Origin of the sequence: Micromonospora sp. NPDC049175, assembly GCF_043197345.1 — a bacterium.
Taxonomy (GTDB): Bacteria; Actinomycetota; Actinomycetes; order Mycobacteriales; family Micromonosporaceae; genus Micromonospora.
The window spans coordinates 24,631-38,993 of the sequence record NZ_JBICSY010000014.1 but is presented as its reverse complement, the minus strand read 5'-3'; the positions used below and the strand labels follow the sequence as shown (position 1 = coordinate 38,993).

Below are 14,363 nucleotides of genomic sequence, written 5' to 3'. Positions count from 1 at the left end.
CGGCACAGCCGGCACCATGGTCAGTCGTCGTCCACGCCGTACAACCGGCGTCGGACCGACAGCAACTCGACCTCGGGGCGACTGGCCACCAGGCGCTCACAGGAGTCGAGCACCTCGCGGACGTGCGCCGTCTCGGCGGCCACCACGGCCACCGCCAGCTGCGCCCGACCATGCAGGTCGAGCGCACCCACCTCGGCGGCCGAGACCTCGAAGCGACGCAACGCCGCCACGATCGGCCGTACATATGATCTCTTGGCTTTGAGCGACCGGGAGTCGCCCGGCAGCAGCAGGTCGAAGACCGCGGTTCCGGTGAACATCGCCCCGGACGATACCGCCAACCCACCCCGCATGATCAAGGGGTTTACGCCGCGTGGCGTAAACCCCTCGATCAGCGTGTCACTGCCGGATCAGGCGCGAACCTTCTCCCGCATCTCGAAGGTCTCGATGACGTCGCCGACCTGGACGTTGTTGTAACCACCCAGGGTCAGACCACACTCGAAGCCCTCGCGGACCTCGGTGGCGTCGTCCTTGAACCGCTTGAGCGAGGTGATCGTGAGGTTGTCCGCCACGACCGTCCCGTCCCGAAGCAGCCGAGCCTTCGCGTTGCGTCGGATGATGCCCGACCGGACGATGCAACCGGAGATGTTGCCGATCTTGGACGAGCGGAAGACGTCGCGGATCTCCGCGCTGCCCAGCTCGGCCTCCTCGTACTCCGGCTTGAGCAGGCCCTTGAGCGCTGCCTCGATCTCCTCGATGGCCTGGTAGATGACGGTGTAGTACCGGATCTCCACGCCCTCGCGGTCGGCCATCTCGCGGACCTTGTTCGAGGCCCGCACGTTGAAGCCGATGATCGTGACCGGCTCGGACGACGCACTCGCGAGCATGACGTTGCTCTCGGTGATCGCGCCGACGCCCCGGTCGAGGACCTTGAGCTGGACCTCCTCGGGGATGTCGAGGTTGAACAGCGCGTCCTCCAGGGCCTCCACCGAACCGGAGACATCACCCTTGAGGATGAGGTTGAGCGAGGTCTTCTCGCCCTCCTTGAGCTGCTCCATGAGCGTCTCAAGAGTGGCCCGACCACGGGAGTTGGCGAATGCCGCCGCCCGCCGCCGCGCCTGCCGCTGCTCGGCGATCTGCCGCACCGTGCGGTCGTCCGCCGCGGCGAGGAACGTGTCACCCGCACCGGGAGGCGCGGTCAGACCCAGAACCATGACCGGACGTGCCGGCCCAGCCTCGGAGAGCTGGTTGCCGTTCTCGTCGAGCATGGCCCGGACCCGGCCGTGGGCCCCACCGGCGACGATCGAGTCGCCCGCCCGCAGGGTGCCCTTCTGCACGAGCACCGTCGCCACCGCACCGCGGCCCTTGTCCAGGTGCGCCTCGATGGCCACACCCTGCGCCGGCCCGTCGATCGGAGCGGTCAGCTCCAACGACGCGTCGGCGGTCAGCAGGACAGCCTCGAGCAGCTCCTCGATGCCGATGCCCGGCTTGGCGGCCACGTTGACGAACATGGTCTCGCCGCCGTACTCCTCGGCGACCAGGCCGTACTCGGTCAGCTGCTGGCGGACCTTGTCCGGGTTGGCCTCCGGCTTGTCGACCTTGTTGACCGCGACCACGATCGGCACGTCGGCCGCCTTGGCGTGGTTCAACGCCTCGATGGTCTGCGGCATCACGCCGTCGTCGGCCGCCACCACCAGGATCACGATGTCCGTCACCTGCGCGCCACGGGCACGCATGGCGGTGAACGCCTCGTGACCGGGGGTGTCGATGAAGGTCACCGCGCGGTCCACACCATCGTGCGGAACGTGCACCTGGTACGCACCGATGTGCTGGGTGATGCCACCCGCCTCACCGGCCACGACGTTCGCCTTACGGATCGCGTCGAGCAGCTTGGTCTTACCGTGGTCGACGTGACCCATGACGGTCACCACCGGCGCACGGCTGACCAGACGCTCCTCGGCCACCTCCGCGTCGAGGTCGATGTTGAACTGCGCGAGCAGCTCGCGGTCCTCGTCCTCCGGGCTGACGATCTGGATGTCGAAGCCCAGGTGCTCACCCAGCAGCTGCAGGGTGTCGTCAGAGCAGGACTGGGTCGCGGTGACCATCTCGCCCAGGTTGAACATCTCCTGGACCAGCGAACCCGGGTTGGCGTTGATCTTGTCGGCGAAGTCCGACAGCGAGGCGCCACGGGAGAGCCTGACGATCTGACCCTGACCCCGGGGAGCACCCGAGCTCATGGTCGGAGCCGACAGGTTGTCGAACTCCTGTCTGCGCTGCTTCTTGGACTTGCGACCACGCGTCGGCCGGCCACCCGGACGCCCGAAGGCACCCGCTGCGCCGCCGCCACGGCCACGACCACCCGCACCCGGACGACCGCCGCCACCGGACGGAGCACCCGGACGGAAACCGCCACCGGGGGCACCGCCACCGCCGCCGGGACCGCCACGGTAGCCACCGCCACCGCCGGCACCCGCGCCGCCACCAGGGCCGCCACGGTAACCGCCACCGCCACCGGCGCCACCGCCGGGACCGCCACGGAAGCCACCGCCGCCGCCACCGGGACGACCGGCGCCGCCGCCACCGGGGCGACCAGCGCCACCGGGACCGGGACGGCCGGCAGCCGGACGCTGGCTCGGCATGGAGGCCGGGCTGGGCCGCGGCGGCATCGAGTTGGGACTGGGCCGCGGCGGCATGCCCGCCGGGCTGTTGGGCCGGGGACCACCCGCACCGGCGGCCGGGGGCCGCTGCTGCTGGCCGCCCTGGATGCCGAACGGGTTGTTACCGGCGCCGCGCGCCGGTGGGCGACCACCGGGTCGGGCACCCGGACCCGGAGCCGGCGTGCTCGGACGAGCGGCCGGTGAACCGGGACGGGGTGGCATCGCGGCGGGACCCGGCCGAGGGCCGGGACGGTTGCCGCCGTCGGCCGGAGGCTCCCGGCGAACGGGGTTGTCCCGCTGCTGCTGGCGGGCGGCCTGTGCGGCCTTGACCGCGGCCTCCTGCTCAGCCTTCAGCGCGGCGGCACGCGCCTCGGCGGCCGCCACCTCGATGTCGTGGGCACTAGCCGGCTTGGCGACCGGAGCCGCAGGCTGCGGCGCACCAGGCACCGGACCCTTCGGCTTCGGGCCGGGTGCCGGCGCGGTCGGCCGCCGGGGCGGCATCGGCTTGGCCGAGACCCGGGGCGCGCCCGGGGTCGGGGACAGCGTCGGGGTCGGGTTGGAAGCCGGCGTCGGCGCGGGCGCCGACGGGGCGGCGGCCGGTGCCGGAGCACCGGCGGACGCGACGAATGCGTTACGCAGCCGCCGGGCGACGGGCGCCTCGACGGTGCTCGACGCGGACTTCACGAACTCGCCCATTTCCTTCAGCTTGGCGAGAACGGTCTTACTCTCGACCCCGAGCTCTTTTGCAAGCTCGTGTACGCGGGCCTTGCCTGCCACTGCACTCCTCACTCCGAGGTCGTGCGGGCAGCACCCGCAGCGACCTCACTCGTGCACTTGAAGCCTGGTCATTTCAGGGACTTCATCGTGTGCTCATGTCGGTCGTCCTACCCTGCTAGCGACCCTCGCCCGGTCGGGCTGACCGGACGTAGTGGTTGGCGCATCGACGTGCTCCGCCAGCACACCGTGGTCAAGGACCTCGGTGATGCGCAGCGCACGCCCGAAGGCGCGGCGACGCACCGCCAGCGCGAAGCAGGCCGGATCCGGGTGCATGTTCGCTCCCCGACCCGGCAGCCTGCGGCGCGGATCAGGTCGAAGACTGAAACCAGCCTCGTCCCGGACCGCGATGATCCGCAGCAATTCGCTGGCCGGCGCACGTTGCCGACAACCCACACAGGTGCGTTCCGGCGTTGCGCGTCGTACCACTGGAAGAAGTCTACCCCTAGCCGCCCGAGATCGCGCCGCCCGGCTCCCGCACGTGATCAGCTCCCGCACGCGCGGCCGGCGCGGTCTGCTCCGCATCGGACCGAATGTCGATCCGCCAACCGGTCAAACGGGCCGCGAGCCGGGCATTCTGCCCCTCCCGACCGATCGCGAGGGAGAGCTGGAAGTCGGGGACCGTCACCCGGGCGGCACGACCGGCCAGGTCGACCACCTCGACGCGCAGCGCCTTGGCCGGCGACAACGCGTTACCGACGAAGGTGGCGGGGTCGTCCGACCAGTCGATGATGTCGATCTTCTCACCGTGCAGCTCGCTCATCACCGCCCGCACCCGCTGACCCATCGGGCCGATGCAGGCGCCCTTGGCGTTCACCCCGGGGGTGGTGGAGCGTACGGCGATCTTCGTACGGTGACCTGCCTCACGGGCGATCGCGCCGATCTCCACCGTGCCGTCGGCGATCTCCGGCACCTCCAACGCGAACAGCTTCTTGACGAGCGCCGGGTGCGACCGGGACAGGGTGATCTGCGGCCCGCGCATGCCCTTGGCCACGTGCACCACGACACAGCGCACCCGCTCACCGTGCGCGTAGCGCTCACCGGGTACCTGCTCGGACTGCGGCAGCACGCCCTCGAGCTTGCCGAGGTCGACGCTGACGATGCCCTTCTCGGTACGCGTCTCGTGCGCCTGCACCACGCCGGTGACCAGGTCACCCTCGCGGCCCACGTACTCACCGAAGTGCACCTCGTCGGTGGCCTCCCGCAGGCGCTGGAGGATCACCTGCTTGGCGGTCATGGCGGCGATCCGGCCGAAGTCGTGCGGGGTGTCGTCCCACTCCCGCACCAGGCTGCCGTCGGCGTCCATCTCCTGCGCGTACACCAGGGCGGCGCCGGACCTGCGGTCGATCTCCACCCGGGCGTGCGGCTCGGCGCCGTCGGTGTGCCGGTAGGCGGTCAGCAACGCGGTCTCGATCGCCGCGAGAATCGTGTCGAACGGGATCTCCCGCTCGCGCTCGAGTGCGCGCAGCGCCGCGAGGTCGATGTTCACCTCTCCTCGTCCTCCACATCATCTTCGTCGTCGATGTCGTCTGAATCGTCGATCTCGTCTGAGTCGTCCGCGTCGTCGAACTCCTCGTCCGGCTCGCCGAGTTCGGCGAGCCGGGTGAACTCGACCTGCACACGGCCGGGGCCGAGTTGGGCGTACGCCCAGGAGCTACGGTCGCCGTCGGTCTCCAACTGCACGCCCTCGTCGTCGGCCGCGACCACCCGGCCGGTCAGCTGACGGTCACCGGCGGGCTGTTCGCCACGCTGGCCGGGCAACGCGGCCGCGCCCCGGGCGGTGACCTTGACCAGCCGGCCCACGTTGCGCCGCCAGTGGCGGGGCAGGGTGAGTGGCCGGTCGACGCCCGGCGAGCTGACCTCGAGCTGGTATTCCCCGGCGACGATGTCGCCACCGGCCTCCTCGGCGGCGTCCAGTGCGGTCGAGACCGCGCGGGAGACGTCGGCGACGGCGTCCAGGTCGATCCCGCCGTCGGTGTCGACCATCACCCGCACCACGTGCCGGCGACCGGCCCGGGAAACCGACAGGTCTTCCAGGTCGTAGCCGGCGTCGTTGACCACGGGCTCGATCACGGCCCGCAGTCGCGTGCGTCGCGCTGCGAGATCACCACCGCGGGGACCCGCGGCATCGCGGGGTCGCCCTGTCGACCTGGTGGCACGGCCACGCTGCGTCATCTCCGCACCCTCTCCCTGGTCGACGGTGATCGGTCGTCCCGACATGCCGGCATACCACCGGAGCGGACGCGCCGGTGGCTGCGCAGAGCGTAACGCGCCTGCCCGTCGGCGGGCCGGGCGGCGCACCGACGTCGGTGGCCCCCGGACCGACGGGGATGGTGTTGACTTGCCGGGTGGGGACCGGCAGAACGACACAGCGCGACCAGGCATCCAGACATTCCCGGCGAAAGCTCCTGCGTGCCGGGGCCCTGCTGGCACTCGGCGGCGCCGCGGCGCCGCTGACCGGCTGTGATCTTTTCGACCGTGACGACCAGCCGGCGCCACCGCCGGACCCGCTGCGGCCGATGGTGGACGAGTCACTCGCGCTGGCCGCCGCGTACCAGGCCGGCGCGGCCGCGCATCCCGACCTGGCCGCCCGGCTCGGCCCGATCGCCGAGGCGCACACCGCGCACGCCACCGAACTGGCCCGGGTGATCGGTGTCGCCCTGCCCAGCACTGTGGCCACGCCGACCACCGCCCCGGCAGCCGATCCGGCCGGCGCGCTCGCCGCCCTGCGCGCGTTGGAGAAGACCGCCCAGAAGTCCGCCACCGCCGCCTGCGCCTCGGCGAGCGCGGAACGGGCCGCGCTGCTCGGGTCGATCGCCGCCGCCCGAGCCACCCACCAGGAGGCACTGAAGTGAGGCAGCCGTCCGCCGGGGAGGCGCTCGCCGCCGCCCTGTCCGCCGAGTACGCGGCCATCTACGCCTACGGGCGGATCGGGGTCCGACTCACCGGGGCGGCGCGGGAGGCCGCACACCAGGCCGAGGCCGCACATCGCAGCCGGCGCGACGTCCTCGTGGTGCAACTGAGCGCGGCTGGCGGCGTCGTGCCGCCGGACCGCGCCGGCTACGCGCTGCCGTTCCCGGTCACCGACCGGGCCAGCGCCCTGCGGCTCGCCGCGGAGGTGGAGGAGCGCACGGCCGCGCACTGGCGGGCGGCTCTGGCGTCCACCACCGGCGCCGACCGCAACCAGGCGTTGGCCGCCCTCGTCGAGTACGCGGTACGGGCCACCAGGTGGCGCAAGACGGCCGGCCTGACCCCGCTGACTGTCCCATTTCCCGGTCGGCCGACCTGAACCGTTCCACTCCGGTTGCGGTGCGCATACCAGGTATGCATACTCCGTTGCCATGTCCATCCGTCACGGGTTGCTCGCCCTGCTCGAACGCGGCCAGATGTACGGCTACCAGCTGCGCGCCGCGTTCGAGGAGTCGACCGGCTCGACCTGGCCGCTGAACATCGGGCAGGTTTACACCACACTGTCCCGGCTGGAACGCGACGGTCTGGTGCGCCCGCTGCCAGAGAGCGAGGCCGGGCAGCGCCCGTACGAGATCACCGACGCCGGCCGGGCGGATCTGACGCTCTGGTTCGCCACCCCGGTCAACCGCAACGACCGGCCCCGCGACGAGCTGGCGATCAAACTGGCGCTGGCGCTGACCACCCCCGGCGTGGACGTCCGATCGGTGGTGCAGGCCCAGCGCAGCGCGACGATGCGGGCTCTGCAGGAGTTGACCCGGTTGAAGTACGGCAGCAACCGACCGGAGGACCTGCCCTGGCGTCTCGTGCTGGACTCGATGGTGTTCCAGGCCGAGGCCGAGGTCCGCTGGCTGGACCACTGCGAGACAAGTCTGGTGCGGCACCAGCCCAGCGGCCCGGCACCTCCCCCACCCGGGCCGGGCGACGCCGCCGCGCGGGACGCGGCGCACTGGGCCGGCGAGGAGGCGCGACGGTGAGCGGATCGGACGACGCGGTGCTGGAGCTTCGCGCCGTCCACCGCACCCACGGCGCCGGACCGGCCGCGGTGCACGCGTTGCGCGGGGTCAGCCTGGTCGTGCGGCCCGGCGAGCTGGTCGCCGTGATGGGCCCGTCCGGCTCCGGCAAGTCGACGTTGCTGGCCCTCGCCGGCGGGCTGGACCGCCCGACCGACGGGGAGGTCCGGGTGGAGGGGCAACCGCTGGGCGCGCTGGACCGTCGCGGGCTGGCCCAGCTGCGGCGCCGTCGGATCGGCTACATCTTCCAGCAGCTCAACCTGCTGGGCAGCCTGAGCGCGCTGGAGAACGTGGCGCTTCCGCTGGAACTCGACGGCACCAGCGGACGTCGGGCCCGGACGTTGGCCATGGCCGCGCTCACCGAGGTGGGTCTACCCGCGCTTGGTGACCGCTTCCCCGACCAGCTCTCCGGCGGGCAGCAGCAGCGGGTGGCCATCGCCCGCGCGCTGGTGGGCGAACGCCGGCTGGTGCTCGCCGACGAGCCCACCGGGGCCCTGGACTCGCAGACCGGCGAGGCGGTGCTGCACCTCCTGCGCCGCCGGATCGACGCGGGGGCCGCCGGCGTGCTCGTCACCCACGAGGCCCGACATGCCGGCTGGGCGGACCGGGTGGTGTTCCTGCGCGACGGCGTCCTCGTCGACACGACCACGCCGCTGGGCAGCGTCGAGCAGTTGCTGTCCGGCAGCGAGCGGTGACCGTCCGCCGTACCAGGCCGGCGCCTTCCCGGCTCGACACCCCCGCGGCACGACCTGCCGCGCCACCGGTCCGGGCCGGTCGTCGGCGGCTCGCCGAGCTGACCGGCTCGTGGCGGGCGGCGTTGCGGATCGCCCGCCGGGAGTCCCGCCGCGCCCGGCGCCGGACCGCCCTGGTGCTCGCGATGATCGCCCTGCCGGTGGCCGTGCTCGCCTTCCTGGCCGCCAGCTACGACATGGCCGTGCTGACCGGCCAGGAACAGGTGGATCGCCGGCTCGGCGTGGCCGACGCGGAGCTGCGCTGGATCTCCGACACCCCGCTGGACCAGGACGAGTGGGGGGACAGCTGGACCGCCCGCGACGGGACGCAGCGACCCACGACCGCCCGAGCCACCACCGCCCAGGTGAGCGCCCTGCTCGGGCCGGGCAGTCGAGTCACCGAGATGCGCAGCGGCGTCCGGCTGACCCTGCGGGGCCCACACCGCGACGAGGACATGCAGGGGCGAGTGCTGGACCTCGGCGACCCGTTGGCCCGCGGGCTGGTGCGCTTCCGGGCGGGACGGGCGCCCGAGCAGCCCGGCGAGGTCGCGGTGAGTCCGGCGGCGCTGCGCCTTCTGAACCTGCGCCTTGGTCGCGCCGTGGCCCTCGCCGACGGAAGCAGGGCGTACACCGTGGTGGGGGTGGTCGAGTTCCCCGACGACCTCGGCGCGGTGGTGGCGCTGCACCCGGGTGCGGTGCCCCGGACCGGTCCCGAACCGGAGAGCAGCTGGCTTGTCGACGTGCCCGGCACCATCGATGCGGCGCTGGTGTCCCGACTCAACGACCGGGGTGTGCTGGTCGCCGCCCGTCCTCCGAACGAGTCGGCCGCCGAACGGAAGCGGATCTGGCTCGGCCCCGTCGACCCGGGAGAAACAACCGACCTGGGCACCGGCGTGCTCATCGCCGGCCTCGGGCTGCTGGAGGTCGTCCTGCTGGTCGGGCCGGCCTTCGCGGTCGGCGTCCGTCGCCGACGGCGCGATCTGGCGCTCGTCGCGGTGGCCGGCGGGGACGCCGCCCAGCTTCGTCGGGTCGTGCTGGCCGACGGCGTGGTGCTGGGTGTGCTGGGCGCCGCCACCGGTCTGCTGGTCGGCGTCGGCGCGGCGTTCGCCGGTCGTCCGCTGATGGAGCAGTACGTCTTCGACGCCCGCTTCGGTGGGTACCGCTGCTGGCCGATCGCGCTACTGCTGCTGGGTGCCGTCGCGGTGTTGGCCGGGGTGCTCGCCGCGCTGGCGCCGGCCTGGACCGCCGCGCGGCAGGACGTCAGCGCCGGCCTCGCCGGGCGACGCACTCCCCCGGTGTCCCAGATCCGCTGGTTGGCCTTCGGGCTGTCGCTGGTGGCCGGCGGCGTGGGGTTGGCGGCGTTCGGGGCGTCCCGTACCTCCACCGTGGTGATCCTCACCGGCCTGATCCTCGGCGAGTTGGGCCTGGTGTGCTGCACGCCCACGTTGATCGGCGCGCTCGCCCGGCTCGGTCGGGCGTTGCCGTTGGCACCGCGAATCGCGTTGCGCGACGCCAGCCGCAACCGCGCCGCCGCCGCGCCCGCCATCTGCGCCGTGATGGCGGCGGTTGCCAGCAGTGTGGCGCTCGGCGGGTTCCTGGCCAGCAGCGACGCCCGTAGCTCGCACGCCTACCGGCCGATGCTGCCGACCGGCCATGTGCTCGTCTACGCGGGCGAGTCGGTCCGGCAGCCCTCGCTGACCCAGCTCGCCGCCATGGCCCGGGAGCAGTGGGGCGCCGATCGGATCGCCCCGGTCAACACGGTGAGTTGCGCACCCGAGGTGGGTTACTGCGACGTCGCGCCGGTGCTGCCGCCCGCGCAGGTCTGCCCCTGGCAGCCCGGGGACAAGCTCTCCGCGGCGCACCGTCGGCAGGCGCGGGCCGACAGGCGTTGTCGGATCGACCCGATGAACTACGACGGCGGCTACGTGCAGACGGGCGTGGACGACGGGGCCGCACTGCCGTTGCTCACCGGTGCGGACCCGGCGACGACAGCCGCCGCCACCGCCGTGCTGCGTGCCGGGGGTGTGGTGGTGACCGAGCCGCGCTACCTGCACGACGGCCTGGTGACCGTACGCGTGAACCAGGTGGATCCCGGGACGGACCGGCCGGGCCCCACCGCCGACTTCCCCGGGTACGCGTTGCACGGGGTGGCCGGCCAGTCCCACCTGCTGCTCTCCGGGTCCGCGGCCCGGCACCTCGGCCTGACCTGGTCACCGGCCGGTTGGGTGATCGGCGCTCCCACACCGCCGGACCGGCAGCAACGGGAACGCTTCGCCAGCGCGCTGCGACCCTTCGGCACGTTCTCGATGTCCGTGGAGTACGGCCGTGATTCGCACGACATCTCCCCGTTGCTACTGCTGCTCGCTGCGGCGGCCGGCGTCATCACGATGGGCGCGGCCGGGATCGCCACCGCGCTCGCCGCCGCCGAGGGACGCGCCGAGCTGACCACCCTCGCGGCCGTCGGCGCGGCACCGGCTCTCCGCCGGATGCTGGCGATCTGCCAGGCGGGGGTGATCGCCGGTCTGGGCTCGGTGCTCGGCATCGTGGCCGGGCTGGGCACCGCCGCGATCGTGCTGTTCTCGGCGAACCGGCAGTACGCCAACGACTGGCCGGTACCCGACCGGTACCCGTACGTGGTGCCGTGGCCCGCGCTCGGGGTGCTCGTCCTGGTGCCGATCGTGGCGATGCTCGGTGCGGGCCTGTTCACCCGCGCCCGGCTGCCGATCGAACGTCGACTGGACTGACTGGTGGCGCGACCGCCCGGTTGGCAAGCCGGGCGCGTACGGGGGGTGCCGGCGGGGCCCGGCAGCCGGCACACTGATCGGCGTGTCAGTGCTCGGAACCCTCACCCGTCGAGTCGGTCATCATCGCTGGTTCGGCGCCGCCGCACGTCTGCTGGTCCCGGCCGACCGGGTGGTCGGTCGACTCACCCGGGGGCGGGTGGTCGCGCTCGGCCTGATCCCGTCCCTGGTGATCACGACGACCGGCCGCCGCTCGGGCAAGCCACGCAGCAACCCGCTGCTCTACGTGCCCGACGACGACGCCTACGTGGTGATCGGCTCCAACTGGGGGCAGACCCAGCACCCCGGCTGGGCGATGAACCTGCTCGCCGATCCCGCCGCCGAGGTGCAGCTGAAGGGCCGGCGGATCCCGGTGCGGGCCGAGCGGGCGTCCGGCGCCGAGCGGGACCGGCTGTGGCAGCTGTTGGTCACCGAGTGGCCCGCGTACCACACGTACGTGCGGCGGGCCGGCGGCCGGGAGATCCACATCTTCCGGCTCGTGCCGGCCGGGCGCGGCGTGCCGGCCGGTCCACCGTCGGCTGGCTAGGCTGACGCTCGGTCGCGAACAGAGGCGGGTCCCGTGAGCGCGAGCAGTGAGCCGGGCTGGCAAGCCACGCGATCGCGCACGGCGACGCCCCCGCGAGACCCACGGTCGCGCATGGCGACAGCCCCGCAAGCCGCGCGGTCGCGCACCCTGGCGGCCGGATGAGCGCAGGCGGCGGGCCGGCCGAGGTCGGCCGGGGCCTCGACGACAGTCGGTGGGCGGTCGCGGAGCGGGTCGGCGAGGCGGTCCGCCGGCGCTTTCCGGCCGATGTGCTCGCGGTCGCGGTGCACGGCCCGCTGGCGCACGGTGACGACGACGGCGGCGGGGATCGCGAGGCGGGCCTGCTGGTGGTCACCTACCGGCCCCGGGCCGGCCCACGGCCGGCGACCCGGCGCGTGGACGGGGTGCTCGTCGATCTGACCGTGGCCGCCGCCGAGGACTACCTGGCGCAGGCCCGGGTCATCTCCCCGCTCTGGCCGCTGACCGCCGACCGGTACGTCACCACCCAGCCGTTGCACGATCCGACCGGCTGGTTGCGGACGCTGCGCGACGAGCATCTGGGCCGGCTGGCGCGGGCCCGACCGGCGGAGTTCACCACCGCGGCCCGGCAGGCCGGGGCAGCGCGGCGCACGCTCGGGCCGCCCGGCTCGCCGAGTGGTACGAGACCGACCAGGCGCTGCTGATGCTCGGTGAGGCCCGGCTGGCGGCGGCCACAGTGACGGGCCTGCTGAGCCGCACCTACTACCGGGACCCCGGCGACGCGGTACGACGGACCGGGTTGGCCGGCGCGGACATGACCGAGGTGGGTGTGGTGCTCGGTCGACAGGCCGAGGAGTTGGCCGCCCGTGGCCGGGCGGTCGACGGCACGATCGACGACCTGCTCAGCGGTTGACCGGCGTCACAGCCCGCCCGGCACGCCGATCAGCGTGCCGACCAGGTAGGTGGCGCCGGCGGCCGCGGCGCCCAGGAGCAGTTGCCGCAGCCCGCTGGTCCACCATGGGCGTTGGGTGAAGCGGGCTACCACCGCACCGGCGACGAACAGGCCGAGCCCGCCGACACCGAGTGCCAGCCACAGCTCGGTGGCGCCGAACAGGTAGCTCAGTAGCGGCACGAGCGCGCCCACCGAGAAGAACAGGAACGACGAGATCGCCGCGGCCCACGGGCTGGGCTGGTCGTCGGGGTCGACGCCCAACTCCTCGCGGACGTGCACCCGCAGGGCCTCCTCCGGGTCGCGCCGCACCGCTTCGGCGACCTGGGTCGCCAGGTCCCGGGGAAGACCCCGGGCCACCCAGGCGTCGGCCAGCTCCCGGGCCTCCGCCTCGGGGTGCCGTTCCAGCTCGCGTCGCTCCTTGGCGACCTCGGCGGCGACCTGCTCGTTGGCGGAGCGGACACTCGTGTACTCGCCGAGCCCCATCGAGATCGCGCCGGCCACCAGGCCGGCGGAGCCGGTGAGCACGATGTTGCGGGGGGACACCCCGCCGCCGCCGACACCGGCGATCAGGGCAATGTTGGTGACCAGGCCGTCCATCGCACCGAAGACGGCCGGGCGCAGCCACCCGCCGGAGACGTCCGCGTGGTGCGCCTCGCGCAGCGCCGCTGGGGTGTCGGTCACGGCAGGGTCAGGATCTCGTGGCCGTCGTCGGTCACCACGATCGTGTGCTCGAACTGGGCCGTCCACTTCCGGTCCTTCGTGACCACCGTCCACCCGTCGTCCCACATGTCGTACTGGTAGGTGCCCAGGGTGATCATCGGCTCGATGGTGAACGTCATGCCCGGCTCCATGATGTCCGTGGGCCGCGGGCTGTCGTAGTGCGGCACGTAGAGCCCGCTGTGGAAGGCCTCGCCGATGCCGTGGCCGGTGAAGTCGCGGACCACGCCGTAGCCGAACCGCTTGGCGTACGACTCGATGACCCGGCCCACCACGTTGATCTGGCGGCCCGGGGCGACCGCGCGGATGCCGCGCATCATCGCCTCGTGGGTCCGCTCGACAAGCAGCCGGGCGTCCTCGCTGACCGTGCCGACGCAGAAGGTGGCGTCGGTGTCGCCGTGCACCCCACCGATGTACGCGGTGACGTCGACGTTGATGATGTCGCCGTCCTGCAGCACCGTGGAGTCCGGGATGCCGTGGCAGATGACCTCGTTGAGGCTCGTGCAGCAGGACTTCGGGAAGCCCTTGTAGCCGAGCGTCGACGGGTACGCGCCGTGGTCGCAGAGGAACTCGTGCACCACCCGGTCGATCTCGTCGGTGGTCACGCCGGGCTTGCAGTGCTCGCCGGCGAGCTGGGTCGCCTGGGCGGCGAGCCGGCTGGCGATCCGCATCTTCTCGATGGTCTCCGGCGTCTGCACGTGCGAGCCGCGCCACTGGGCGGGGCGCTCCTTGCCCACGTACTCCGGTCGGGCGATCTGGGACGGCACCGGACGCGTCGGGGAGAGCGTGCCTGGTGTCAGCGGCGGACGGACGGTCATGCCGCCAGCCTATCGCCGGGGCCGCTGGTGACCCGCGCCACGGGCGCTGGAAGGGGGTTGTTGCCCCGTCAGGTCGGCTGTGCCATGGTGTCAGCGTGGATCAAGGGGGAGCACCACCCGTCTTCTCCGCCAGCGCGGAGATCGACGGTGACCACCTCCAGGTGGTGGTGGCCGGTGAGGTCGACATGGCCACGGCCGACACCATGCTCCAGACGGCGCTGCGCGAGCCCGCCGAGCGGATCACCCTCGACCTGAGCGCCGTCACCTTCTTCGACTCGGCCGCCATCCACGCCCTGGTCCGGCTCGCCCAGCAGTTCTCGGGCGCGCTCACCGTCCTGCCGTCGCGGCAGGTCCGCCGGGTGCTGGAGATCTCCGGCCTGGGCGAGCAGAGCTGGCTCCGGCCCACCTGAGTCGACCCGGCCGCCGCCGGGCGC

At 73.0% G+C, this 14,363-nt stretch carries 14 protein-coding genes and 1 pseudogene; 8 read left to right on the top strand and 7 right to left on the bottom strand.

All coding sequences use genetic code 11. The annotated features are described in order from the left end of the window. Positions 1–20: 20 nt before the first annotated feature. The 5 genes from ACGFH8_RS33350 to rimP form a co-directional block, all read right to left on the bottom strand. Positions 21–317: a DUF503 domain-containing protein gene (locus ACGFH8_RS33350; RefSeq protein ID WP_363616557.1), complete on the bottom strand. Its 297-nt coding sequence runs from the start codon at positions 315–317 to the stop codon at positions 21–23. 90 nt (positions 318–407) lie between these two features. Further along, positions 408–3,431 (bottom strand): translation initiation factor IF-2, encoded by a 3,024-nt coding sequence (gene infB / locus ACGFH8_RS33345; protein WP_393375234.1) that lies wholly within the window; start codon positions 3,429–3,431, stop codon positions 408–410. A 93-nt stretch (positions 3,432–3,524) separates the two neighbouring features. Then, entirely contained in the window at positions 3,525–3,857 is a 333-nt protein-coding gene (locus tag ACGFH8_RS33340) for a YlxR family protein (protein WP_387200354.1), read from the bottom strand. A gap of 16 nt (positions 3,858–3,873) precedes the next feature. Continuing rightward, positions 3,874–4,917, bottom strand: coding sequence for a transcription termination factor NusA (gene nusA / locus ACGFH8_RS33335; RefSeq protein WP_393375231.1), 1,044 nt, complete (start codon positions 4,915–4,917; stop codon positions 3,874–3,876). Next, on the bottom strand, positions 4,914–5,603 hold the full coding sequence (gene rimP / locus ACGFH8_RS33330) for a ribosome maturation factor RimP (protein WP_393375228.1): 690 nt from the start codon (positions 5,601–5,603) through the stop codon (positions 4,914–4,916). The genes nusA and rimP overlap by 4 nt, the downstream gene beginning before the upstream one ends. 155 nt (positions 5,604–5,758) lie before the next feature. Between rimP and ACGFH8_RS33325 the strand changes: the two genes are divergently transcribed. The 7 genes and pseudogenes from ACGFH8_RS33325 to ACGFH8_RS33295 all read left to right on the top strand — a co-directional run bounded on the left by ACGFH8_RS33325 (position 5,759) and on the right by ACGFH8_RS33295 (position 12,355). Then, entirely contained in the window at positions 5,759–6,283 is a 525-nt protein-coding gene (locus tag ACGFH8_RS33325) for a hypothetical protein (RefSeq protein WP_393375225.1), read from the top strand. Continuing rightward, on the top strand, positions 6,280–6,717 hold the full coding sequence (locus ACGFH8_RS33320) for a ferritin-like domain-containing protein (RefSeq protein ID WP_393375222.1): 438 nt from the start codon (positions 6,280–6,282) through the stop codon (positions 6,715–6,717). Before ACGFH8_RS33325 ends, ACGFH8_RS33320 begins: the two co-directional genes overlap by 4 nt. A gap of 52 nt (positions 6,718–6,769) precedes the next feature. Further along, the gene (locus tag ACGFH8_RS33315; protein WP_393375220.1) at positions 6,770–7,372 is read left to right on the top strand and encodes a PadR family transcriptional regulator; all 603 of its coding nucleotides are present in this window, start codon (positions 6,770–6,772) and stop codon (positions 7,370–7,372) included. Beyond that, positions 7,369–8,103, top strand: a complete 735-nt coding sequence (locus ACGFH8_RS33310) for an ABC transporter ATP-binding protein (protein ID WP_393375217.1) — start codon at positions 7,369–7,371, stop codon at positions 8,101–8,103. The genes ACGFH8_RS33315 and ACGFH8_RS33310 overlap by 4 nt, the downstream gene beginning before the upstream one ends. Then, entirely contained in the window at positions 8,100–10,883 is a 2,784-nt protein-coding gene (locus ACGFH8_RS33305) for an FtsX-like permease family protein (protein ID WP_393375215.1), read from the top strand. The genes ACGFH8_RS33310 and ACGFH8_RS33305 overlap by 4 nt, the downstream gene beginning before the upstream one ends. A gap of 82 nt (positions 10,884–10,965) precedes the next feature. Beyond that, complete coding sequence (locus tag ACGFH8_RS33300; RefSeq protein ID WP_393375212.1) at positions 10,966–11,466, top strand: nitroreductase/quinone reductase family protein; 501 nt, start codon at positions 10,966–10,968, stop codon at positions 11,464–11,466. Between the two features lie 158 nt (positions 11,467–11,624). Then, positions 11,625–12,355, top strand: a pseudogene (locus ACGFH8_RS33295) (nucleotidyltransferase domain-containing protein). A gap of 6 nt (positions 12,356–12,361) precedes the next feature. Here the strand turns inward: ACGFH8_RS33295 and ACGFH8_RS33290 are convergent. Then, the gene (locus tag ACGFH8_RS33290; RefSeq protein ID WP_393375209.1) at positions 12,362–13,075 is read right to left on the bottom strand and encodes a VIT1/CCC1 transporter family protein; all 714 of its coding nucleotides are present in this window, start codon (positions 13,073–13,075) and stop codon (positions 12,362–12,364) included. Beyond that, positions 13,072–13,929: a type I methionyl aminopeptidase gene (gene map / locus ACGFH8_RS33285; RefSeq protein ID WP_393375207.1), complete on the bottom strand. Its 858-nt coding sequence runs from the start codon at positions 13,927–13,929 to the stop codon at positions 13,072–13,074. The genes ACGFH8_RS33290 and map overlap by 4 nt, the downstream gene beginning before the upstream one ends. A gap of 95 nt (positions 13,930–14,024) precedes the next feature. Here map and ACGFH8_RS33280 point away from each other — a divergent pair, with 95 nt between their 5' ends. Next, on the top strand, positions 14,025–14,339 hold the full coding sequence (locus ACGFH8_RS33280; RefSeq protein ID WP_393375204.1) for an STAS domain-containing protein: 315 nt from the start codon (positions 14,025–14,027) through the stop codon (positions 14,337–14,339). The last annotated feature ends 24 nt before the right edge of the window (positions 14,340–14,363 follow it).